The organism is Paenibacillus anseongensis (assembly GCF_009757995.1).
Taxonomy (GTDB): Bacteria; Bacillota; Bacilli; order Paenibacillales; family NBRC-103111; genus Paenibacillus_E; species Paenibacillus_E chondroitinus.
On sequence record NZ_WSEM01000039.1, the window covers coordinates 413,048 to 437,003 of the forward strand.

Annotated in this window: 20 protein-coding genes; 3 read left to right on the forward strand and 17 right to left on the reverse strand. The window is 47.0% G+C overall.

Annotated features, from left to right (window positions below; genetic code table 11):
• Positions 1 to 11 precede the first annotated feature (11 nt).
• A complete protein-coding gene (locus GON05_RS37095) occupies positions 12 to 1,163 on the reverse strand; it encodes an SGNH/GDSL hydrolase family protein (protein WP_246239750.1) in 1,152 nt (383 codons plus the stop codon).
• 161 nt (positions 1,164 to 1,324) lie between these two features.
• On the opposite strand from GON05_RS37095, the gene GON05_RS37100 reads away from it, so the two are divergent.
• Together GON05_RS37100 and GON05_RS37105 are read left to right on the forward strand one after the other, a co-directional pair.
• On the forward strand, positions 1,325 to 2,899 hold the full coding sequence (locus GON05_RS37100) for an FAD-dependent oxidoreductase (protein WP_181646497.1): 1,575 nt from the start codon (positions 1,325 to 1,327) through the stop codon (positions 2,897 to 2,899).
• Between the two features lie 38 nt (positions 2,900 to 2,937).
• Complete coding sequence (locus GON05_RS37105) at positions 2,938 to 3,996, forward strand: Gfo/Idh/MocA family protein (protein ID WP_157326482.1); 1,059 nt, start codon at positions 2,938 to 2,940, stop codon at positions 3,994 to 3,996.
• Positions 3,997 to 4,367: 371 nt separating this feature from the next.
• On the opposite strand, the gene GON05_RS37110 is transcribed toward GON05_RS37105, so the two are convergent.
• The 12 genes from GON05_RS37110 to GON05_RS37165 all read right to left on the reverse strand — a co-directional run bounded on the left by GON05_RS37110 (position 4,368) and on the right by GON05_RS37165 (position 18,663).
• Entirely contained in the window at positions 4,368 to 5,207 is an 840-nt protein-coding gene (locus GON05_RS37110) for a Gfo/Idh/MocA family oxidoreductase (protein WP_157326483.1), read from the reverse strand.
• Positions 5,208 to 5,268: 61 nt separating this feature from the next.
• On the reverse strand, positions 5,269 to 6,801 hold the full coding sequence (locus GON05_RS37115) for a type 2 periplasmic-binding domain-containing protein (protein ID WP_157326484.1): 1,533 nt from the start codon (positions 6,799 to 6,801) through the stop codon (positions 5,269 to 5,271).
• An 89-nt stretch (positions 6,802 to 6,890) separates the two neighbouring features.
• The gene (locus tag GON05_RS37120; RefSeq protein WP_157326485.1) at positions 6,891 to 7,811 is read right to left on the reverse strand and encodes a carbohydrate ABC transporter permease; all 921 of its coding nucleotides are present in this window, start codon (positions 7,809 to 7,811) and stop codon (positions 6,891 to 6,893) included.
• 23 nt (positions 7,812 to 7,834) lie between these two features.
• Positions 7,835 to 8,773, reverse strand: coding sequence for an ABC transporter permease (locus GON05_RS37125; protein ID WP_157326690.1), 939 nt, complete (start codon positions 8,771 to 8,773; stop codon positions 7,835 to 7,837).
• Positions 8,774 to 8,992: 219 nt separating this feature from the next.
• Positions 8,993 to 10,591 carry a response regulator gene (locus GON05_RS37130; RefSeq protein ID WP_157326486.1) on the reverse strand — a complete coding sequence of 533 codons (1,599 nt, stop codon included), beginning with the start codon at positions 10,589 to 10,591 and terminating at the stop codon, positions 8,993 to 8,995.
• A 138-nt stretch (positions 10,592 to 10,729) separates the two neighbouring features.
• Positions 10,730 to 11,089, reverse strand: coding sequence for a Rieske (2Fe-2S) protein (locus GON05_RS37135; RefSeq protein ID WP_157326691.1), 360 nt, complete (start codon positions 11,087 to 11,089; stop codon positions 10,730 to 10,732).
• Between the two features lie 16 nt (positions 11,090 to 11,105).
• Positions 11,106 to 12,161, reverse strand: a complete 1,056-nt coding sequence (locus GON05_RS37140) for an amidohydrolase family protein (RefSeq protein ID WP_157326487.1) — start codon at positions 12,159 to 12,161, stop codon at positions 11,106 to 11,108.
• A gap of 63 nt (positions 12,162 to 12,224) precedes the next feature.
• Positions 12,225 to 13,790 (reverse strand): extracellular solute-binding protein, encoded by a 1,566-nt coding sequence (locus GON05_RS37145; protein WP_127457470.1) that lies wholly within the window; start codon positions 13,788 to 13,790, stop codon positions 12,225 to 12,227.
• Between the two features lie 82 nt (positions 13,791 to 13,872).
• Positions 13,873 to 14,733 (reverse strand): carbohydrate ABC transporter permease, encoded by an 861-nt coding sequence (locus GON05_RS37150; protein ID WP_157326488.1) that lies wholly within the window; start codon positions 14,731 to 14,733, stop codon positions 13,873 to 13,875.
• A 13-nt stretch (positions 14,734 to 14,746) separates the two neighbouring features.
• Positions 14,747 to 15,667 (reverse strand): ABC transporter permease, encoded by a 921-nt coding sequence (locus GON05_RS37155; protein WP_157326489.1) that lies wholly within the window; start codon positions 15,665 to 15,667, stop codon positions 14,747 to 14,749.
• A gap of 187 nt (positions 15,668 to 15,854) precedes the next feature.
• Positions 15,855 to 18,032 carry a helix-turn-helix domain-containing protein gene (locus tag GON05_RS37160; RefSeq protein ID WP_157326490.1) on the reverse strand — a complete coding sequence of 726 codons (2,178 nt, stop codon included), beginning with the start codon at positions 18,030 to 18,032 and terminating at the stop codon, positions 15,855 to 15,857.
• 211 nt (positions 18,033 to 18,243) lie between these two features.
• Complete coding sequence (locus tag GON05_RS37165; protein WP_127457467.1) at positions 18,244 to 18,663, reverse strand: HD domain-containing protein; 420 nt, start codon at positions 18,661 to 18,663, stop codon at positions 18,244 to 18,246.
• Positions 18,664 to 18,881: 218 nt separating this feature from the next.
• On the opposite strand from GON05_RS37165, the gene GON05_RS37170 reads away from it, so the two are divergent.
• Positions 18,882 to 19,862 carry an aldo/keto reductase gene (locus tag GON05_RS37170; protein ID WP_157326491.1) on the forward strand — a complete coding sequence of 327 codons (981 nt, stop codon included), beginning with the start codon at positions 18,882 to 18,884 and terminating at the stop codon, positions 19,860 to 19,862.
• 65 nt (positions 19,863 to 19,927) lie between these two features.
• Here the strand turns inward: GON05_RS37170 and GON05_RS37175 are convergent, their stop codons facing one another.
• The 4 genes from GON05_RS37175 to GON05_RS37190 all read right to left on the reverse strand — a co-directional run bounded on the left by GON05_RS37175 (position 19,928) and on the right by GON05_RS37190 (position 23,862).
• Positions 19,928 to 20,929, reverse strand: coding sequence for a phosphotransferase enzyme family protein (locus GON05_RS37175; protein WP_157326492.1), 1,002 nt, complete (start codon positions 20,927 to 20,929; stop codon positions 19,928 to 19,930).
• Positions 20,930 to 20,938: 9 nt separating this feature from the next.
• The gene (locus GON05_RS37180; RefSeq protein ID WP_181646475.1) at positions 20,939 to 21,790 is read right to left on the reverse strand and encodes a helix-turn-helix domain-containing protein; all 852 of its coding nucleotides are present in this window, start codon (positions 21,788 to 21,790) and stop codon (positions 20,939 to 20,941) included.
• A gap of 56 nt (positions 21,791 to 21,846) precedes the next feature.
• Entirely contained in the window at positions 21,847 to 22,629 is a 783-nt protein-coding gene (locus GON05_RS37185; protein ID WP_157326494.1) for a phytanoyl-CoA dioxygenase family protein, read from the reverse strand.
• Positions 22,630 to 22,737: 108 nt separating this feature from the next.
• Positions 22,738 to 23,862 (reverse strand): serine hydrolase domain-containing protein, encoded by a 1,125-nt coding sequence (locus GON05_RS37190; RefSeq protein ID WP_246239751.1) that lies wholly within the window; start codon positions 23,860 to 23,862, stop codon positions 22,738 to 22,740.
• Between the last annotated feature and the right edge of the window lie 94 nt (positions 23,863 to 23,956).

The window sequence follows — 23,956 nt, forward strand, 5'->3', positions numbered from 1 at the left end:
TCAAGCAACCGTTATCCTAGAATTTGCCTTAGAATCGGCGTCAACCCGTCGGCCATCCTTAGAAAGCCAAGATCAGTCGGATGAGAACCATCTACTGTACATTCTTGCGCGTTCTCCCCTAAAAGCAAAGAACCGTCACAGAAATAAATGTTGGCGTCATTTCTCTCTCGCCGCTCCTCTACGGCCTGTATGGAAATCCGTTTGCGGTCCGCTCGATCTTTCGCCATCTGAACATCAAAATACTCTTTCGCATGCGTAATCCGGGATATCACCAAGATGGGTGTTAAAGGGTGCTTCTCTCGATAGATCGAAATGAAATTCGGCAGTGTTTCCTGCAGCAGCTCCGTGGATACACAGTTAGCCTCGTAGTCCAAAATCAGACAAGCCGGATCTTGGATTTCAGCCAAGAGATGGGCCAACTCAGGTTCGCCTTTCCCGTTTCCAGAAAACCCTAGATTGAGGAATTCCACATTAAAACGGCGCGATAAAATGTTCGTATAAGACATCCCCGGGCGGGAGGCACAGCCGCCTTGTGTGATAGAGGTTCCATATACAATAATTTTATGATTATGGTCATACGCCGGAGGCGCCGTGATTTGTGCTTCCGGGTCCAAACCGATTAGCACCTCATCTACGCCTTGGTACAATGGAAAATTCAGTGTAATAACCCGTTGTTCCCTGCTCATATCTGTAAATAATACGCTTTCATATTCCGTCAGTTGATGATTGTATGTTGTCGTTCCGTAATAGATTTGCTCGCCAGGGCCACCGATGTAGCAATCAAATCCGCATTGCCCGGTAGCCGGCATATGATACATATCCGCAGCACCGGTCAGGCGTACCTTGACGGAAAGTGAGACTGCGTCTGTTGTAAAGCGAATTTGGCCGCCAGTCGTGCAGTTGGCCAGCAAATCAACCGCTAGCGGCAGCTCCCATGCTGGTTCTGCTGGAAGCCGACGATACCGCCTCTCTTCTTCCAACCAGCCGAAGCCCGCTACTTGAAAAGGTTTCTCCATCGGAGAGTGCCATTGAAGACTATTGTCACTAGTCTCAACCTGCATATTCGCATCAAGTTGTACAGCGTTAACGGTTTTTTTATCGCTCATCCGGATCACGACCTCTTTTCGTTCACTAATAAGTACTTCTGTAAAAATTTTCGGCATACGGACGTTGAATCCTTTTTTTCTTTACTTCAAAGGTTATTAAAGTACCAAAAGAAGTCATAGTCCTCTGCTGTGGCTATTTTCTTGCTGTAATACAATGAGAATAGCCTGGCAACCACTGCGCAACAGGAGATAAGGAGGGATCTTTGTTGACAAACAAGATCAATAAATCATACACCGCCGATATTGTCATTATCGGCGGCGGTACCGGCGGGTGCGCCGCTGCGCTTGCCGCAGCCAAATCCGGGAAATCGGTAATTTTAACCGAAGAAACCGATTGGATTGGGGGACAATTGACAAGCCAAGCCGTCCCTCCCGATGAGCATCGATGGATTGAACAGTTTGGCTGTACGCGTACATACCGCGAGTTTCGCAATGAAGTGCGGGACTATTATCGACGCCATTTCCCGCTTACCGAAGAGGCACGATCCCGCATTCATCTGAACCCGGGGAACGGCGGCGTTTCCCGGCTGTGCCACGAACCGCGAGCGGCACTAGCCGTGCTGCAAGCGATGTTAGCTCCTTATGTTCACAGCGGCAGATTGCAGATCCTTTACCGTTACCAAGTACAGGCTGTTTCCGTTGACGGGGATGACATTCAATCCGTAAGGATGAGGCATTTGCAGACAGATGAACTTGTTGAACTAACTGCTGCTTACTATCTAGATGCTACAGAATGTGGGGATGTTCTGCCGCTTGCCGGAGCGGAATATGTGACAGGAGCGGAATCGTTCAGCCAAACGGGCGAGCCACATGCGGTTAAAGGCGATGCGCTTCCTCAGGATATGCAGGGCTTTACCTACTGTTTTGCCATGGACTATATCGAAGGCGAGGATCATACGATTGAGCGCCCTGAGCGTTATGACTTTTGGCGTTCGTATAAAGCCGATTTCTGGCCGGATCGTTTGCTCAGTTGGACCGGCGTCCGTCCACATACGCTTGAAGCTGTCGACTACGAACTATTTGAGGGCACAGAGCGTTACTCCCTTTTCTACTATCGCCGAATCATCGACGCTGCACAGTTTGAGGAAGGCACTTACCCCGGGAGCATCACGCTGGTGAACTGGCCGCAAAACGATTACTGGCTGGGATCCGTCATTGATGTGAGCGAAAGCGAGCGGCAGCGGCACCTGTGGGATGCCAAGCAGCTCAGCCTCTCCCTTCTCTACTGGCTGCAGACGGAAGCTCCGCGCCCAGACGGTGGCACAGGCTACCCGGGGCTGCGGCTGCGCAAAGACGTGGTCGGCACGGATGACGGGCTAGCGATGTATCCCTATATGCGGGAATCTCGCCGGATTAAAGCCGAGTTTACCGTGCTCGAACAGCATGTAAGTACGGATTGCCGCGCAGATGGCAAAGCAGAGCAGTTCCACGACTCCGTCGGGATCGGCTGCTATCGCATCGACCTGCATCCAAGTACGGGCAATCGGCATTACATCGATATTTCCTCCCTTCCGTTCCAGATTCCACTGGGCAGTCTGATCCCTATTCGGATGAATAATCTATTGCCCGCTTGCAAAAATCTTGGCGTTACCCATATCACGAATGGCTGCTACCGCCTCCATCCCGTCGAATGGAATATCGGGGAAGCCGCAGGTTTTTTAGCTAGTCGTTGTATCGATCGCAAGCTGAAACCCCGAGATATTCGAAACCAAGAATCCGAGCTTCGGGAATTTCAACGCATGTTGGTCAGCTTCGGAATTGAGCTGGAGTGGCCGACTATGCATGCTGTTTAGCCTTACCAAATACATCCAATGATGAGGTGCTTTTTACGATGAGCAAATTACAAGTAGCCGTAATCGGAGCTGGCTCCATTTCTGAAATGCATTTAAGATCCTATCAGGGCAATCCGGATGTTGAGCTGTACGCGATCTGTGATTTGAATGAGGAGCGCGCAAAAGCGAAGGCTGAGAAATATGGTATTAACCGTGTGTTCACGGACTATAAAGAGCTACTTGCAGACTCGGCTATTGATGCGGTAAGCATCTGCACGTGGAACAACAGCCATGCTCCTATTTCCATCGCTGCGCTTGAGGCAGGCAAACATGTGCTCACGGAGAAGCCGCTCTGCAAAACAGTGGAAGAAGCGCTAGCTGTTGAAAAAGCGGTTCATCGCTCCGGCAAAACGCTGCAGGTGGGCTTTGTCCGCAGATATGCCTCGAATACCGGCATCGTCAAATCTTTTCTGGATCATGGCGAATTAGGTGAGATTTATTATGCCAAAGCTTCCTGTATACGCCGTCTGGGCAACCCGGGCGGTTGGTTCTCCGACGTGGAACGTTCAGGCGGCGGGCCGCTGATTGATGTCGGTGTTCACGTGATTGATCTTTGCTGGTATCTAATGGGGCGGCCGAAGGTCAAATCCGTTTCCGGAAACACGTATAACAAGCTTGGCAATCGTGCCAACGTGAAGAACCTCGCTTTTTATAAAGCAGCCGATTACGACGCCATCCACAATACCGTAGAGGATATGGCAAATGCGTTGATTCGTTTTGAAAATGGGGCTTCTATTCTTGTTGATGTCAGCTTCACGCTTCATGCTAAGGAAGATGAGCTTACGGTCAAGCTTTACGGCGATAAAGGCGGCGCAGAATTGGAGCCTGAGCTGTCCATCGTAACTGAGAAATACGATACGATTTTAAACCTGACACCCCAGATCAATAATCTTTCCTTTGATTTTGTGGCCGGTTTTCAGCAAGAAATTAATTACTTCGTCGAAGTGTGCCAAGGGAAAAAGGAAACTCTTTCCCCTGTTCAGGACGGCGTTGAGATGATGAAAATTCTTTGCGGCATCTATGAATCCAGCAGATTAGGAAAAGAGATAAGCTTCTAGGCATAGGAACTAGAGATAAGAAGGTCAACCTGGCATTAGAGAGAGAATTGGATGAAATCCCATCCGGAGAGCTTGAATAAAGGTTGAATAAACGTGAAAAAGCATCCGTATCCTCCTGTCCGGTTGGGAGATGGATGCTTTTTTTGACGTGACAACCCACTAGGCGTTCATTAAGGGAACTGGAGTCATCTATTTCGAGGAAAACGAGCTTTTTCCTCTCGGAGGGGAACTACAGGGTCTTATCTCGGCTCCCTGGCATGCTTTTTCAGTGAAACCGCGGAAATAGCGGATCGTAGTTCCTCCTACACGTTGAAAATGTGCTTTTTCACCGAAATAACGGCCTGTAGTTCCCACTGGACGAGTCTTTTCGCTCACGATGGCAAATCCACCCACTGAAACGGTGCGGTCGCAGCCTTTTTGCCATAATCCAAAATAGCAGCAATCGCAATCGTTTCCTCCCGGGGAACAGCAGGAACCCCTGTTTCAAAAAAGCGGACAAGATTCGCAATAAATGCTCCGAAAAAATTGGAATCAATTTTTAGAAATTGCGACTCCCCCTGCTCTGAGCGCAAGGCCATGCTGAACGGACAGTTAGGGCCATAATGGTTGATAGTGGCCTGGCGTCCATCTGCGAACCCGATGACTAGAGCCGGAGCGTTCGGCGTCCCCGTCCACATCACACGTTTCACATCCGTTCCCATGAGCGAAACGATAGGCTCGACCTGGTGAATCGCATACGTTTCAAAGCTCCCCGGACCCAAAGCGCAAATGGACTCGATTCCCTCCATCTTGAGCTCCGTATACTCCGCAGCAAACCGCAACGCCGAAGTCGAATACATCGGCGTCCCATGCTGCTCTGCGAGCTCAAACATCCGAATGGCGGCAGCCCGATCCGGCGCAAAGGTTTTGTCGACGTAGGTCGGCTTGCCTGATCGAAGAGGAAGCTGCGACAGCTCTTCATGGAACTCAGCGTGATCCGGCGACAAAACGATCAAATAATCACTTTGCTCGACGACGGCTTCAATGGAATCGAGCAGCTGAATGCCTTTTTTCTCGCACCAAGCGGCATTGCTTAGTTTGCCTTCGAGATTTGTTTTGCCGTAGGCATATGCTACTTTCATTCTGCCTTCTGAAGCGGTTTCTATCCACTCCGGATATTTCTCCGCATGCCATTCATCCAAATAATAATCAATAAATCCGATTTTCTTCATCCTCTGATCACTCCCTCCAGTCATAAAACCCCCATGGAAAAACCAGAGGGGATGCCGCTTCTTACTTCTTGTTCGCTGCGTACCATTCATTGGCCGCTTTCGTCATATCGTCGCCGCCATCGGCTTTCCACTGAGCCAAAAATTTATCATAATTCTCAAGCGGTTCAGCACCCGTAATGTACTTCAGGAAGGTGTCTTCCATTAGCTTTTGCAGCTTCTGGCTGTTTTTACCGATAGCCTCAAGAGGTGGTGCGAAGGCAAGGGGGTCAACGACCATGTTCCCTTTGGCAGCTTCTTGATTTTTATTAAACGCATCCGTCAAAATAGGATCTTTGCGCACGCGTGCTTGCCAATAAATCGGATAGTTTTTCTCATCCACACCTGTCAGGAACGAAGAAGCGTTATTGTATTGATCATTAAAAATCGGAAGAATCGGGAAATAATTTCCGTTTTCCACTTTGTAATGAACGCCTTCTTTACCAATCGATGCTTCTTTATGAATATCTTTGTCCAGCTTCAAATCCAGATATTTGATGATCTCTTCTTTCTTCTCCGCCCACTTCGGAATTCCTACGTAAAAGCTGATTCCGGCACTCGCCATGACTTGAACTTTGCCGTCGTCCCCCTTGAGGTATGGCAGGCTGGCAATTTTGGCGTTCGGCGAATTTTTAAGCAAAGCGTTTTGAACCGTTGGGGCATTAAAATAACCGTTTGAAATAATGGCTGTTTTACCGCTTGTAAAGTTTTCGATGACTTTATTCGCTTGGTTGAGTGACCATTCTTGGTCGATCAATTTCTCGGAGTAAAGTTTTTTCATGAACTCCAAATATTTTTTCATATTCAGATTTTCAACGGTATTCACGAGTTTCCCATTTATATCCTGCCAACCCGTCGTTAAGGTTGATTGTATCATGGTTAGTCCGAAGGTCGGTAGTACTTCAGGAAGCAGCGGGCTTTTACCTCCCGACATAGCCATGACATTTTTCTTCTCTTTTATCGTTTTCATCACATTGTACAGTTCATCGCGCGTCGTTGGTGGCTTCAGTCCCAGCTCATCCATCCAATCTTGACGGATGATTAGCGCAGAGTTAACGACCGTTCCTGAACCCGTTTGCGGGATGCCGTAAATTTTACCGTTTAGCTTTGCCCCGTTCCAGGAATTTTGCGAGATCACGTTTTTCATATTGGTTCCGTATTTGTTAACCAGTTCGTCGATTGGCTCCAAGGCGCCTGAAGAAGCCAGTTTCGAGTACTGAGGACCCGTGAGCAGCATGAAGGCATATTGTTCTTTATTCGCCATAAGCAGATTCAGTTTATCGTCTGGATTTTCAACCGGCAGCATGTCATACGTGACTTTGTAGCCTGTTTTCTCATTTAGAAATTTCGCCACAACTTCCGCGTTTGGATCAAATCTCGCGTATTGCAGAAGCGCTTTGAATTCCGGCTTGGGTGCATTCGCATTTGCGGTTGTGGCGGGAGCTCCGGATGGAGCTGGCGCCGCCGTACCGGACGAAGCCCCTCCTCCACTTCCACATGCGGCCAAAGACGCCGCCAAAGTTGTGATCGACAATACAGCTAAACATTTTTTTAACATGCATAAGCCTCCCTTTGATTCGTATTCAAACAGTGCTCTCGACTTGCCCACCACCACCCTTCGAGTAGTTCCAGCCAGCCTTGCAACAATTAACCTTTAACTGAACCAACCAGCACGCCTTTAACAAAATATTTCTGTAAAAAAGGATAAACGATCACGATGGGAAGCGTAGCCAGAATAATCGATGCTGCTTGAATCGATTGCGGTGATACATTCAGCGAGGCATCCACATTTGTACGCAGAAACGCATCCGTGGAAGAAACGAAAAGTTCTTTTAAATAAAGCTGGAGTGGCTTCATATTGGCTGAATTGATATAAATTAAGGAAGTAAAATAATCGTTCCAATAGGTAACCGCATAGAACAAACCGATGGTCGCAAGCACAGGCAGCGATAGCGGCAAAATAATGCGCCAAAGAATCGTCATATTGCTGGCACCGTCAATTTTCGCGGATTCCTCAAGGCTGTCGGGCATGCCCTCGAAATAATTTTTAATAATCAACATGTTATACACGTTTATCATATATGGCAGAAAGAGCACCGGTAGTTTATCGATCAAATGTAGGGTGTGCATGAGCAAATAGGTTGGGATCAAACCGCCACTGAACAGCATCGTGAATAAATAGAGGAGGATAAAAAACTTACGTCCCCGCAGCCTCGGCTTCGAGAGCGGATAAGCAGCTAGCGTTGTCATGAATAAAGAAAGCAGTGATCCAATCAACGTCACCGTGATCGAAATCGTGAATGCATTCAGAAACATCGCGTTGCTGGCCACATATTGGTAAGTCCCTATTTGAAAATCGATGGGATATAGGGATACCATGCCCGAAACAACGGCTGCCTCACTGCTGAGCGATTTGGCAATCAGATTAATGAATGGAAATATCGTCGAAAGTCCTAATAAGATGAAGAACATATAGTTGAGCACGGTAAACACTTTTTCGCTGAGAGAAGTGCGAATTGCGCTTGCAGCTTTTGCGACCGGAGATTTCACAGTTTGATTAACTTGCATGACATACACCACCTTTCTCCCGTTTACCAAATCCCACGTCCAAAAAACTTTCGCGCCAAATGATTTCCGCTAAGTATTAAAATAAAGGCAACCACCGATTCAAACACACCGACAGCGGTTGAAAAACTGTAATCCTGCTCGCCTAAACCGACCCGGTATACATAGGTGCCAATTACGTCAGCTACGTTATAGACGCTCGGATTGTACATAACGAGAACTTGTTCCGTCCCCGCTTCCAAAACGTAACCAAGCCGGAGAATAAACATCAATAAGATGATAGGGAGTAAGCCAGGAAGCGTAATATGGAGGATTTGTTTCCACCTGTTGGCTCCATCGATTTTCGCCGATTCATAGAGCCCTGGGTCGATGCTGGCCAGAGCAGCCAAGTAGATAATCGTATTCCAGCCCGTCTCCTTCCAGCCTGCGGATGATACCAGAACCGATCGGAAGATATGGCTGTCCAGAAAAAAGCGAACGGGTTCGCCGCCCAAAGCGACGATTATTTTATTAACGACACCGCCGTTGGTGGAAAGTAAATCGATGAACAAGCCGCTGACAATAACCCAAGATAGGAAATGAGGCAAATAAATTACCGTTTGGACACTTCGCTTGAACACCATATTTTTCAATTCATTCAGCAGGATGGCGATTACGATTGGAAGCGGAAAAAGAAAGACGATTTTATAAATCGAGATGGCTAACGTATTCTGAAATACCTGCAAAAAGCTATCGGAGGACAATAATTTCTCGAAATGCTTCCATCCTACCCAAGGACTTGCGGACATGCCTTCAAAAATATTGAAATCCTTGAAAGCAATAATAATCCCGTACATCGGCGTGTATTTAAAAATCAGCAGAAATGCGATACCGGGGATGAGAGCCAGATATAGATCCCAATCCTTCCGGATATCGATCCACAATCGCCGTGTATAGCTCTTTTTTGCGTTATTTGGCGTAAGCATAACAGTTTCCTCCGTTGCGGTAGATTCTCTCAAGCTGCCCGCTCCTTCTTGTCTGTCAGTTATAGATTTAGTGTATCATCCGCCGATTTAATGCGAATTAGAGTAATATTACTTGTTTTGGTACTTTCAGTACTTCTCGATTGAGTCACGGCTTCACAAGTGGAACAAAAAAACCTCCTCCAATAAGGGAGAAGGTTCTATTCAGAAAGGAAGAGGAAATTAAGATCGAACTTCCCCGGGGGTTACCCCCCAATATTTACGGAATACTCTTGTAAAATAACTCACATCCCGGTACCCGACGGCGGCAGCAGCATCATAAACGCGAACGCCTTCTTGCAGCGTAGCCTTTGCCCGCTCCATTTTTCTTTCCATCACATAGGTCGAGAACGCTTTCCCGGTTTCCTGCTTGAACAAACGGCTTAAATAAGAGGAATTGACATACAGTCGATCAGCGACGGCATGCAGCGTCATCTCCTGGTCGATTTCATTTTCCACGAGGCTTAGAATCGTTTTGATCATATCGTGGCTTGTTGATTTCCGACGTTCTCTGGCATAGCTTAAATAAGCTTTGATCATCCTTTGCAGCCAAATGAAAATTTGCTCTTTGACCATCAGCTCCCGGTGATTGTGAAAATAAATATAGTCTTCTCCTGCGACCTCCCGCACGGACCATCCCTGTTTTTGAATCATACGTACAAAAAGACTTTCGAAATATAATATATGCTCATGAATTTCCTCAATGGTTTCCGCTTTGGCCATGCCTCCCTCCCATAGTGTGGATAGCATATCGCCCGCCTTATCGTCTTCTCCCGTTTCAAGAGCGATCTCCAACGCTTTCTCCAAATTTGGCTGCAGCACGAACTCCGGCTCTCTCCCATGTACTTCTTGATAGGGTATAGCGAGATCGTGACCCAGCATAATCCGGTTCTGCAGTGCCCTGACAGCCTGCACGTACAGCTTGTTAAGATCCTCGCAACCGCCTATCGTCCCGCTTATGCCCGCGCTCGCCGTAAGTCTAAGGCAGCTTAAGACGGTAAAAAGCAGCTTCTCCGTCAACACATTTATCTTTTGCAGGGCTTCCTTTGGAGCCTCATCCCCTGAAAGCTTATACACGACAACTATATAACCCGCATAATCCGAAACCACCCAACAGCGAGTGGATTGCAAATATTCCTGAACGATGCTTCCCAGTGAAAACTGGAGCAAGGACATATCTTTTCTGCTGAATCGAGTCTCCGTATCCGGCAGCGGGTCCATATCAACGACTGCCACTGCAAATTGCGCGTCCTTCGGCATATCCATTTGAAGGTATTTGCTTCGCTGCTCAATCTCCCACAACTCGAATTTACCTTTCAGCCATCCTTGCAAAAAATCGTTCACCAAATATGGAAGATGCTGCTCCCATCTCTGCTTCAGCTCATCCTCGTTATGGCGCTGCTCCAGTTCTGATCTCAGCTTTTCAGCCGCTTCAAGTACCGTCTCCAAAATTTCCTCGTCGCCAGCTGGCTTCAGCAAATACTTCATGACGCCTATCGAAAGCGCCTCCTGCGCATAAGCGAAATCATCATGTCCACTTAACACGATGATTTTCAAAAAAGGATCACTCTGACGAAGCTGTTTCGCCAAGGTTAACCCATCCATCTCCGGCATCTGTAGATCGAGCAAAATAATTTCCGGCTTTTTGCGATCGATGAACCGCAGCGCTTCCATCCCGTTCCCTGCTTGTCCGACGACTTCAATTCCGTGTTTGTCCCACGGAATGTTGTTGGCCAGCGCATTTCTAAGGCGAACTTCGTCTTCCACAATTAATAAATTCATGAGATGAACTCCTTTATGGATACGTTTTGTATGGAACTTCATTCGCTTCAGGTACTTGTTTTTCCTGCGAAAAGCTTTGAATAAAAAAGGACCGAAAAGGCTGCTTCAGCCCTCTCCGATCCCTCATCTTCTCCAGCATTATGTTCGTTGCAATTGAACGCCGATTCTGCCGTCAAGTACGCTGACTTCAAACGTTTTCAACCAAATCTTCTCGCTGAACAGCGACTTGCCCGTTCGAATATCGAATTCCCAGCCATGCCAAGGGCAACGCAGGATCTCCCCTTTTTTACCATACTCATATTCGTAGACGTCTGAAGGGAGCGTCGTTCCAGAGACGAGTCCAGCACACATTGGCGCGCCTTGATGCGGACAATAGTTGTTGATTGCGTAATAGGCACCGTTAATTCGGTAGACGCCGATACTTTTTCCCTCGATTGTGACGACGGCGTGCCCGCCTTCGGGAACTTCGTCTACACCAAGCACATAATGTACCGTCATATGCTCCTCCATCAAATTAAAGGTTATATAAGCTTTTGGCGTTTTCATAAAAGATTTTCCTCTTGGCTTCGGGCTTTAATCTTCGCAGTATCATATCCGGAGAATCGAAATCCCAATGCGGATAATCGCTTGAATAGAGAATCATATTCTCTGCATCGATCATATTGAATAAATCAATCAAGTGCTGCGGATTGTCCGGCTCTTCGATGGGCTGCGTCGTCAAATAGCAATGCTCGCGAATGTATTGACTCGGCATCTTCTTGAGCCATGGGACCATGGAACGCAGCGCTTTATAATTCTTATCCAGCCTCCACATCAGATGCGGCAGCCAAGCAATTCCACCCTCGGTCAGCACGACTTTCAGTCGAGGGAATTTCTCGAAAACCCCTTCGCATACCATCGATACGAGATGAGCCATGAACATTTGAGACAGACAGGTATGCCACTCAATGTAACGGGATGGATATCCAGCCGCCGTAGGTGCTGTTGAACCGCCGCCGCCCTCCGCTCCGGGATGGAGTGCGATAGGGAGACCATTGCGTTCCGCCGCCTCATAAATCGGATGGAATTGGCGTTGGCCGAGAGGCGCGCGCGCCGCACTGGAAATCATCACCTCGACGAAGTCGGGATGCCCTCCCATCCGGTCAATCTCTCTTGCAGCGAGATAGGGATCCTGCGTGGCGACAGCCAAAGCGCCCTTAAACGCTTTATGCTTGCCAAGCCACTCAGCCGCCAAAAAGTCGTTATACGCTGAACAAATCACAGCTGCAAAGTCCGCATCATGCGTCGTAGAAATGTTATACACAACTCCCGTTAGTATGCAGTATTCAACGTTATAACCTTCCAGCAGCTGTTTAATCATCAGATCCGGGTCAGAACCCGCTTTGCCCCCGCCCGGCGGAATAGCGTCTTTCTTCATGACGCCAACCGGCGAGTAGTAACCTGACCCGGAATATCCGATTCCTGTAGCTGCAACGCGTGAACGCCAAGGCTCAGCCAAATACGGCAGCAGATCGGAATCGTTTTGCTCATTATGGACATCCACATCAATGACCTTCATCTTTTCGGCCATCTTCACCCCTCCATTTCGGAGGCCCGTTTTGAGTGAATGGGCCCCCTTACAGTACCAGTGCGATTATTTTTTGCCGTATGTGCGCGTGTAAGCGGCATTGTACATATTCAGCAGGTCATCTGCGCCAAGCTTTTTCGTTTGATCAATAAATTCTTGCCATGTTTTATCGTTAATCGGTGTTTTACCAGAAACGAATTCCGTCAGCTTTTGTTCCAAATACTTGTTCAAATTGTTCAGCTTCGATTTCTCCAGCTCCAACTCTTCACTGGTTTTAACGATCTGCTTCGGTGCCGGGATAATAACCGATTCATAGAGCTTGTTAATCGCTTTACTTTTATCGCTTAAGCCGCTTTCCCATACTGCGCGGGATTTGGCGTTGTCCAGCGTAATCATGTCATACCAGACACCCCAATCTTTCCGCAATGTTGTAAATGGCGATGCACCGAAATCCTTGTTGTACACAGGTACGCCGTTTTGCTTCGTATAGGTTTTGCCCTCGATCCCTAGGGATAAGTAGTTCGAGCCTTCTTCGCTGAGCAAATAATCAAGGAATTGAACGGCTCTGTCTTTATCTTTGACCTTGGCGGAGATCGCGCGACCCGTAGCGCCTACAACAGAACGCGAGAATTGATAGTTCTTAATGCCGTCGGCAGCGAACTGTGGAATTGCATCCAGCGTGTAATCAGCAATTCCTGCTTTACGTCCTTTATCCATAAGCGTTTCCAGATCGGCCTTCCAGAAGAAGGTAACCAACGATTTGCCCTTTAGAATCCGTTCCTCCCACTGCGCTTGCGTGATCATCGAGAATTCAGGATCCAGCAATTTTTCGTTATACAATTTGTTGAGGAAGATCAGAGAGTCCTTATACCCTTTGTGGTAAGGTGCAAAAGCATATTTATCCGTAGCCGGATCAACGTTATAGAAGCCGTGAATGCCAGTGAAGGCTCTGCCGAACGTCGTGAATAGCCCTGTATCGCCTGTAATTGCGTTATTGATCAAAGGGTACGTATCCGGCTGTTTTTCCTTCAACGTTTTCAAGAACTGGTAAAATTCTTCCACGGACGTCGGCGCTTTCAAGCCGTATTTATCCATAATGTCTTTACGGGTGTACCAGATAAAATTAAACCCTTTGCCTTCCGCATCGCCCTCGATAACCGGCACAGTATAAATCCCTCCGTCAGCTCCCGTTGCAACAGCCTTGGCTTCTGGATATTTATCGAAAAACGCCTTCATATTCGGGGCTTTATCCATGTAATCCTTCAGATTCAGAAACACTTTGTCCGGTCCATGCTGTCTGCCTTCCAGTGTATCCACTTGAATGAAGTCAGTAACCGCGTTGGTCGCGATCATGATCTGTTTCTTCTCTTTCAGGCCTTCCTGACTGACCACTTGAAACTCCACTTTCACGCCGGTTTTTGCTTCGATTTCCTTGAAAATTTCCCAGTCTTGACGTACTTTCCCTTCTGGACGATCATATGCCAGCCATGAAAAAGTGATCGGCTTCTTGGACTCTTCTCCTTTTTTGCCATCCCCGGATACAGGCGTATCTTTTGACCCACTCGTACAACCTGCGACCAAGCTGGAAAGCATAACGGCGGATACTGCTGCTGCTACTGTTCTTTTTTTCATGGAAAAACCTCCCCAATGTGTTTAAAAGGCTGTTTTATACTGTTTTAAAACCGTAGTTACTAGCTGTAGTCGCAATCCGATCTTACCCTTTAATTCCGCCGATCATCGTACCCTGAACGAAATATTTCTGAATGAACGGGTACACACACAGAATTGGGAGCGTAGCCATCATAATGATCGCGTACTTCATGGTTTGCAGCAGGCTCATATCACCTTCGCCCTGAATCGTTGTACCTGCTACGAGGATGTTGCGCAGCATAATTTGCAGGGGATACATCGAGCGGTCGTTCAAATAAATGAGGGCATCGAAGAAAGCGTTCCACTGGTTCACAGCCGTGAATAGTCCGATTGTGGCCATTACAGGCATCGAGAGCGGCATAACGACTCGCAAAAACACCTGCAGCGAGGAACAACCGTCAATCGTTGCTGCATCTTCCAGCTCTTCCGGCAAAGCTTCAAAAAACGTCCGCATGATGAATAAATACCAGGTGCTGATCATCGAAGGCAGAACGATGGCCCATATGGAGTTCAACATGCCCAGCTTTTGCACAACGAGAAACGTTGGGATCATCCCTCCGCTGAACAGCAGCGTGAATGCCGCCATCATCAAGATCAATTTGCGGCCGGGCAGCCATTTCTTCGCTAAAGGGTAGGCCATAGCTGCCGTTGTAATCAACGTCAGAATGACATGAACGACCGTGTAACGGATCGTATTCCAGTAGCTGATCCATAGATCTGAATTGGCTGCCAACTGCTTATAGGCGACCAGCGTTACTTTCTTGGGAAAAAGCAGAACATCACCGCTCGAAACCAAAGCATTGTCGCTAATCGAAGCGCTAAACACATAGACAAGCGGATATATCATTACAAGCATAAGAAGGATCATAACCGTATAATTCAATGTGTCGAAAATGACGGAGGCTGCTGACTGTTTGATTTTCAATAGAGTTCCTCCTTTACCACAAGCTTGTCTCTGAGTGTTTTCTAGCAATGCGATTTGCGCCAATGACGAGAATGAGACCTATGACGGACTGAAATAATCCGACTGCTGTTGCGAAGCTGAAGTCTGCATCTAAGATCCCGCGCCGATAGACGAACGTGTTTATCACATCAGAGGTTTCGTAGTTCATGGAGTTGTATAACAGCAAAATTTTCTGAAACCCTGTTTCCATAAAATGTCCTAATGTCAGAACGAACAAAATAATCATCACGGGAACCATGCCAATGAAGGTGATATGACGCATCTGGTGATAACGGTTCGCTCCGTCCATTTTCGCCGCCTCATACAAGGTCGGGTCGATCCCGGCGATTGCCGCCAAGTAAAGAATCGTTCCCCACCCGATTTTTTGCCATATTTCCGAGGAGACATAGATCGCTCTGAACCATTCAGGCAGCCCAAGGAATAAGATCGGCTCCATGCCAAATACTTTCACCAGTAAGAAATTAATGATTCCGGTTTGCGGCGATAGAAACGTGACAAGAATTCCCGCTATAACGACCGTTGATAAAAAGTGCGGCATATAGCTGATGCTTTGTGCGATGCGTTTAAACATTTTGTTCTTCAACTCGTGAAACAAGATGGCCAGAATGATCGGCGCCGGAAAATGAAACAGCAGGTCATACACATTTAACATGACCGTATTGCGAATCAATTTCCAAGAATCCGGATTGACATAAAAGAATTCAATAAAGTGTTTAAATCCTACAAATTTACTGCCCAAAATTCCTCTGCCGATTGAATAATCCTGAAAGGCAATGACGACCCCGTACATAGGCACATACTTGAAAATGATGTAGTATAAAATCCCCGGCAGCATTAACAAATATAGCGCTTTATGTTTCTTCAATACGTACCATATCCCATTACGCTGCTGCATACTGCCTCCCCCCTCCTCCTTTCGGAAGTTGATGGCCTTACTATACCGAGACCGGAGCATTCGCGTAAAGATCGCATAATTACCTCATGTCTCTTTTTTTGCAAGCCCGATTTTCTGCGGTTTATTAGCGGTTTTTCGATGCTTGAAGAAAAAATAGAGACTTCGGAAAAAATGAAGTCTCTATCCATTAATGATGCATCGTGCGGTATTTCGCCGGCGTGATGCCTTCGTATTTGCGAAAAGTTCGAATAAACGAATTACGTCCCCAGTAGCCCACTTTCTCCGCGATGTCATCGATTTTCATGTCCGTCTCCAGCAAAAATTGTTTCGCTTTCATAAGCCTGTATTTGGCAATGTACTCCACATATTTCTCGCCCATCGCCTCTTTAAACGTTCGGCTGAAATGCCCGTTCGACATGTTGAGCAGCCCGGCAAAATATTCAATCGAAAGCTCCTCGTTATAATGCTCGTGAATATAATCCAGGATCTCCGTAAACTGCTGCGTGCGCTGATCCGGTTCCTCCGTTCGGAATAAAACACGATGGATGTCAAAGAAACATTGATCCAATTCATCCCACGTCATACAACTATGCAGCCGATCGTACAAGCCGGAAAAAAATGGCACATTGAAATCGTTGTGCTCAGTTTCAACCGCACGAATCCATGTATTCAACACGTCCGTGCTTAAATATTTGACCTGCATGGCGGTTGCTTTTTTGAGTTTACCGTCCTCCAGCTTCTCACGCACAGACTCCAGCAATCGTTCATATTCCTTGGTTTTGTGCTGATTGAAGATGCGGTTCACTTCCTGGACAGATAGAAAACTTTCCCACTGTGTCCGTTCACCTACAAGCGGTCCGCGGCATATTTCCACATCCGCATCCAATCCGCGATTCTGCAGGACAGATAAGGCTTGCTCATATGATTCATGCAGCTCTTCTGCGGCGTTCACGGTTTTCCCGATGCCGATCGTTGCTTTGAAATATTGGCTGTACGACTCCAGCACCAATTTCGTAATGTCCGCAGCCTCTTCCGCGCCTAGATGAAGGAACGTATCATGGGTGACCACGCAAGCTAATACATCCGGTTTCGTTTGACATAACCAGACTATGGATGGGGTGGATTTGCGAATCAGTTCTTTGATCTCCACGAACATGAAAGATTTCGTCGTCTCCGACAGCCGGTCATACACCTCCGAGTTATAGTGAAAAGCAATACACAGCACTGTGCGCATGGCCTGCTTGTCATAAGTAAAATCAATTTCCTTCGCATAATAAGCGATAGACAGCTCGTCTTGATATTCCCCTTGCAAAATTTTGGTGATAAAAAGCTCCTGCATCAAGGGGAACATGCCGTTCATTCGCTGGGACAGCTCTTTATTTTCATTGGAGATTTCTTGAATCGGCCGATACAAACGACGGCTTAAATAATACGACACCACGCTGCCCACCACGAGAAAAAAGACCAGAAATCCCCAACTAATCAATCTTGTCATATAAGCGGGCTTCATCAAGGTACGAAGATCGGCGATGGTCACATAATACCAAGCATCGTTGAACCGGGATTTCACCAGTGACATGGCAATTTCATCCGTGACCAGGAATTGAGATTCAATAACCTTCGAACGCGTATGCTCCAGCACCGCTTTAACCTCTTTATCCGTCAGACTGTGCTGATTCAAAATTTCACCTTGGCTCGTAGCAATCGCCGTACCTGTGACCCACTTCTCAGGGATCGAAATTTGTTCTTTCAATTTGTCCTGATCAAAATGCACGACCAGATAAACTTCCGGAGTCTCCGTATTAAACGGATAACTCATAACGGCTGACATCCCGAGCGTACGCGAGTCTATGATATCCATCATTTTTTTACCGGTAAAATGGGTGAGATATTCTGCCTTCTGCTGCTCATCAAGCGGATAAGTCATGTTAAAGTAGTACGATTTATCCGTATAAATATCGACATCCGCCACCAGGTCATGATTGGCAAAATATAAAAATACCTTTGAGACCAATTTATCCGACTGAAGCTTCATTAATTGTTCTCTGAGAGCATAAAATTGATCCGATCGCTGCTGATTTTCCCGTGAATCATCAACAACCCTTAGCAGACCGGTTACATTCGATGAACTGAGCATATTGATCATATTGGTTTTGAGAGAATCTAGGGCCGTATCGGTTTGCTTGGAAAAATGGCTGATCACGACATCATTCAGCTTTTCGGCATCCTTCTCAATCGTGCGGACGGCAAGCACATGTGCAAGGATGCTGGCAACAATAACGGGAATCAAAATCACAATAAAATAGTTGGTAAAAAGCCGCCAAAAAAGGGCTAATCGGAACTTATGCACCTTAGAAATGGCCATTTCGATCGCCCCCCTCCCTGTTAAGTTGTCATCCTTTCCAATCCGTAGAATGACTATTGTTTTTATACTATTGAAAAAGAATTGGAGGGTCAATAGATTTTGAAACTTTATTTTATTGCACAAATAACAGCGTGAATTTTTATTTCTTTTTACGACAAAAAGAGACAAAAAAACACTCGCATTCCTAAGTGGAACGGAGTGTTCTGCGCGTCTAAAACTTGAGCTCAGCGATCGCTTTTTTGTATCTATCGATTCTTGCATAATCAGCGTCTGTGGGCTGCGGAATTCGGTTGATATCGCAGTTATCTTCCAGATCCAGAAGCTTCACCTTCGAGGCAAGCGGGTTGAGTTTAATTCGTTTAATAAACCCCTCGTAGCTTTCATCCGCTCGCCTCGTCAGGCAATCCAGCGCTGCAATGACGTTTGAACTAAATCCTTCATTTTTCAGATCAAATAAGGTCATATTTGAATCCTCAACGACATCGTGTAAGACGGCTACAATGGATTCTTCCGTCGTTTTGGCTTTGCTTGCTAATCGAATCGGATGCAAGATGTAGGGATTTCCGCCCTTATCGGTTTGGCCGTCGTGCGCTTTGGCTGCTAGTAGAATTGCTTTAGTTAATGTACTCATTTCTACACCTTCATTCCGTAATAGGTAACTTTCCCATCATAGCATTATTGCTAAATTACGGCTACAAATAAGCGCTTACCTTTAAGTGAGTAGGTATCACAATGTCTACTAAATAAAAGAAAAGTGCGTACTTCTGCCCCGTCTAAGAATCTAGTAAGATGGGAGTGATAGATTAGAACAAGCTTTGCCCAACCTTACCTTTAATGGAGGAGATCACGATGAAATACAGTTATTTGGGACGTTCAGGCTTGAAAGTGAGCCAATTGTGCTTGGGAACGATGAACTTTGGTGTAGACACCGATGAACAAGAAGCTTTTCGCATCATGGATGCTGCTTTAGATGCTGGAATCAACTTTTTTGATACAGCCAATATATATGGATGGGGCGAAAATTCAGGCCGCACCGAAGAAATTATCGGTCGATGGTTCGCTCAAGGCGGCAACCGCCGTGAGAAGACTGTTATCGCCACGAAATTCTATGGTGATATGCATGACGCTAATGATGGACCGAACCGTGAAAGCGGGTTATCTGCTTATAAGTTGCGCCGTCACTTGGACGCCTCCTTACGTCGCCTTCAAACCGATCATATCGAGCTGTACCAGATGCATCACGTAGATCGTAATGTATCTTGGGATGAGCTCTGGGAAGCCTTTCAAGTTCCTGTGTACCAAGGCAAAATTGGTTACGTCGGCTCCAGCAACTTCGCCGGGCGCGATCTGGTGAAAGCGCAATATGAAGCCAAATCCCGTCATCTCCTTGGCCTTGTGTCCGAGCAGCATAAATACAGCTTACTTTGCAGATTGCCTGAGCTGGAAGTCCTTCCGGCTGCTGAGGAGCTGGGCATTGGCGTTATCGCTTGGAGTCCGCTCGATGGAGGTCTGCTTGGCGGTAACGCATTAAATCCAGTCAATGGTTCGAAGCGCGCGAGCAACCCTGAGCGTGTCGAAAAACATCGCGCCAAGCTGGAAGCTTTCTCCGCCTTATGCAAAGAACTCGGCGAGAGCGAAGCGAATGTAGCCTTGGCTTGGACCCTCGTCCATCCGGCCATGACGGCACCGATTATCGGACCTCGTACGTTGGAGCAATTCCAAAATACATTACGTGTGGTTGACATCCAACTCGATGCTTCCACATTAAGCAAGTTAGATGAAATCTTCCCGGGTCCCGGCGGAGATGCTCCACGAGCGTACGCCTGGTAAAAAAGAAGGGCTGTCCCTAAGTCAACACTGACTGAGGGATAGCCTTTTTTTTGAATCTATGAGATTCACCCAACCAAATAAGCTATCAGCATCTGCTCAATTGTTTTGCCATGCTCCTTTAACCACATATCTCTATGTATGAATTGATTCATAATGTAGGTGAAGTTATGTTGGATGTCGATGCCCGCATAATGCTGGCCGATGTAGATGTGCAGCACTGCGAGATGATACACCTGAGTTAAATTCCGCAGTTGCTCAATCTCTTGCAAGCTGTGCGTTCTGTAAACGGAATAACTTTTAACAAAACCTTCTGCCATCTCTAAGGAACCATTCGACATCTGTAAAATATGATTGAAACAAATCGCAAACTCCATAAAGCTTGTATCCACCGATATAAAATCAAAATCCAGTACGCCGCAGATTCGGTTGTTTTGAGCTAACAAATTAAAGATTAACAAATCATGATGAACAAGCTGTACAGGAAGTTTTTGTATCTCACTAAGTCTGTTTCCAACGAATTCGACCTTGGTTATATAAAAATTCAAACTCGCTTCTGGAATATGAAACGATGGATTTTCAATAAAAGCGGCAACAGCGTTTTGATCTGCAAGCGGATGAAGATTGTAATAATCCCCAAATGATATTCCTTGATAATCGAGCCCACTTCTATCAAATCGCTGGAGTACCTGGCTCATTTCACCAGCAACACGCCCGAATTCAGCGGCATCATGGACATTTGCAAGCACGTGATTCGTGCCTTCAAGAAAGACGACAAGTGCGCCTAAGCTTCCGCCAGACAATCGAACATAATCGTCCCCGCTTAAAGTTGGAAGAAATTCAGGCACTTGAAAAGACAGCTCTTTGTTCGCTAAAAATGACGTCACTATTGATTCAAACTCGATACCCTCTGCATGCTTTGTATGCCGGTTATAAACACGGAGAACATACCTTTGGTCGTTTAGCGTAACTATTTTTGTTAAATTGGTAAGTCCAAACGGAACGGCCTCCGTCTCATAATCCGCTTCCTCAAAATAATGACGAACCAATTCATCTAGTTGCTCCTGCATGACTTCACCCTAACCATACACATTTTCGAATTGTTTGTATTGGACAGACTCGCGATATTCCCCAGGAAGAACACCATACTCTTTCTTAAATTGTTTGCATAAATAGGACGCATCCGTGAATCCGCATCGTGCGGCAATAGTTTCGAGTGTCTCTTCGCTCATTTCGAGCAGCTGTTTGGCACGCTTAAGGCGCATATCTCGCAGCATTTGCATAGGTGTTAGTCCAAACTGCTGCTGAAACGCTCTGTCCATGTAGTTCGCACTCAGACAAACGAGCGACGCGAGTTCCTCTCTGGTCAGCCTCTCTTCCAGCCGCATGGACATCTGTCCAGTTAACCGGGCGAAGCGGTCGCCGGATGAGCTGTATGCGCTTGAACGCTCCGGATTCCCTGCTTTTTCCCAACCGGTCAGAATCATTTCGGTTAACTGCAGCATCGAAGTTGTGATTTTCAAGTCACGAAAAGACAGCTCCCGATTCCCCCAATCGGCAAGCAATTTGGCGAATACAGCCTCATAACGGGCAGGCTCAGGCAGGGTAATAACCGGTGAGACGCGATAGAGCATCAGGAGGTCGAATTGATGGGAGCACAGAATGCTAACCTGCATCCATAAGTGAACACCGCCAACATCCGCGTGCTCTGAAAATGGCAGCCCAGGTGGATGTAGCATCACATCACCCGCTTTAGCCGTATGTGTTTCGCCTCCTGTGCCTGTCGTGACATGACCGGTTTTCACATAACTAATGATCCAATTCGGAAAACTGCGATTTTCCATATGAAGCTTGGCATACGGCGATCGATTCACACTGTGCAGCTGAACGGACCATGGCCCTTCTACCCATTCGTGCGGTTTCGTTGACATTGACATTCACCTCATAGGTTCAACTTAACCGATTTCCCGGGCATTGCCTAGATCCATTAGAAACAATTCTCTCTAGTTACAAAACCTTCATACGCAGACTTTCCGTCTTTTGCAATCAACGGTCCGTTCTTGAATACTTGACCGGTATTCGGATTAAAAGACCCGTCCACCGAGTACTGCACCACATAACCTTTGCGTGTCTGCGTTTTGCTTAAGTTTGGCGTACTGCGATGGAAGAGCAAGGAATGGAAGGCAACCAAGCTGCCTTTTTTCAGTTCAACCGGTATGCCCGTTTCTTCTCCAAAATAACAAACCCAGCCGAGATCTGTTTTCACATGCTCCACGAAACCATCCAAGTGCGTGCCTGGCTGAACCCAGATACAACCGTTATCAACGGTAGCGTCTTCAAGCGCTAGCCAGCAAGTGACATAGTGGATCGGCTCCGTCGGTACATATCCGTTATCCTGATGCCAGGGGAAGTCTTTGCTTGCTTCCGGACGTTTGTACACCGACTGATCCCAGTACAGCTTAATGTCTGGACCTAAGATCGTTGTCGTGATATCAACAAAACGCTGATCTGCAATAAATTGCTGCAGCTCTGCGCTTAGGAAATTCAAATTTGCAGTAAAATTAATTTGACCTGATCTGCTGATGAATTCCTTCCCTTTCGCGCGCAAGGCTTTCTCTGAAGCCTCGTCGAAGCCGTCAATGATACCCCGAATACGATCCATCTCTTCCCCTGAAAAAAGGTTTTCAAAAATGATATAGCCTTGCTCCTGATAATGCTTCATCTGCTCGGATGTGATGTGGACTTGGTGACCTGTGTGGACGATACTCATGGCGATTCGCTCCCCCAACAATGAGATTTACTTCCTATCCTGATTATCAAGCAGCGCCAATCCCTTATCAATGAAGCGATTCCACCTCATCTGGTACTTTTTCCACCTTTATGCTTCAATAGATGCGGCAATGGCATTATGAAAGCAATCCCTCAGCCGTACGACAGACTTCTCGCGTCCAAAGTGCACACGGTTGGTTAATAATACAGCGAAAACGCTGCTTTGGGGATCCATCCAAATGCTGGTCCCTGTGAACCCCGTGTGCCCGTAGCTAAGCGAGGAAAACAAATCCCCCGAAGCGTCCCAGACATCCCCCTTCAGCACCCAACCAAGGCCACGGTTAGCATTTACCTTGTCTTCTGTGTAGCTTCGCGTAGCTGCTGCAACGGATGCACTTGACAGCACATGGCCATGGCCGTCAGCGGCAGGCTTTCCATGGTTCAGCCACATGGCGGCATATTTCGCAACATCCATCGCCGTTGAGAAAACACCGGCATGCCCGCTGACGCCTCCCATTGCCCATGCGTTCTCGTCATGCACTTCGCCCCATCGATAGGCGCCGTCCATGAATTCCGTTGCCGCTATGCGGGGCTGTAATTCTTTCGCCGGACAATAACCCGTATCGTGCATCCCCAGCGGTTCAAACACATATCGGTTAGCGGCCTCATCCAGCGGCATGCTAAACAGCTTCGCAGCCAATTCGCCAAGAATGATATAGTTAAAATCACTGTACGCATAACTGCTCCCGCAAGCATGACTCAGACTCTCTCCAAGCACAGCAGCCTTAATTTGCTCTGGTGTCCAGCCATGTGAATGCAAATCCTTGAAAGCCTGCAGCCCGGATGTGTGTGACAATAAATGTTTCACCGTCACCTCATCCTTCCCATTCCCAGAGAATTCAGGGAAGAACCGGGTGATGGGGTCCCTGAGGCGCAGCTCGCCACGATCGATCAGCTGCATAATCAAGGGAAGTGTCGCCATCACTTTGGTCAAAGAAGCACAGTCATAAATCGTATCTTCACTTACTTTCAACTTCGTATCGTCCGAAATAACCGAGTGACCCACGGCATACGTCCCTGCGATAGTCCCTTTTCGCCCCACAATGGCCACGCCACCTGGTATTTCTCCTGCTGCCTCTTCACGATCCAACAGTTGGAAGGCAAGCTGTAATTTATCACCATTTATCCCCAGTTGCTCTGGTGCCGCTAGGGGCAATGTCATGTCCATATTCATGTCTCAACGAGACCTCCTTACAATCAGTTATTTTCTTTATTCGAACTAAAACGGCAAATCCCTCTATAAACAATGCAAAAAGCCTGACGAGTCA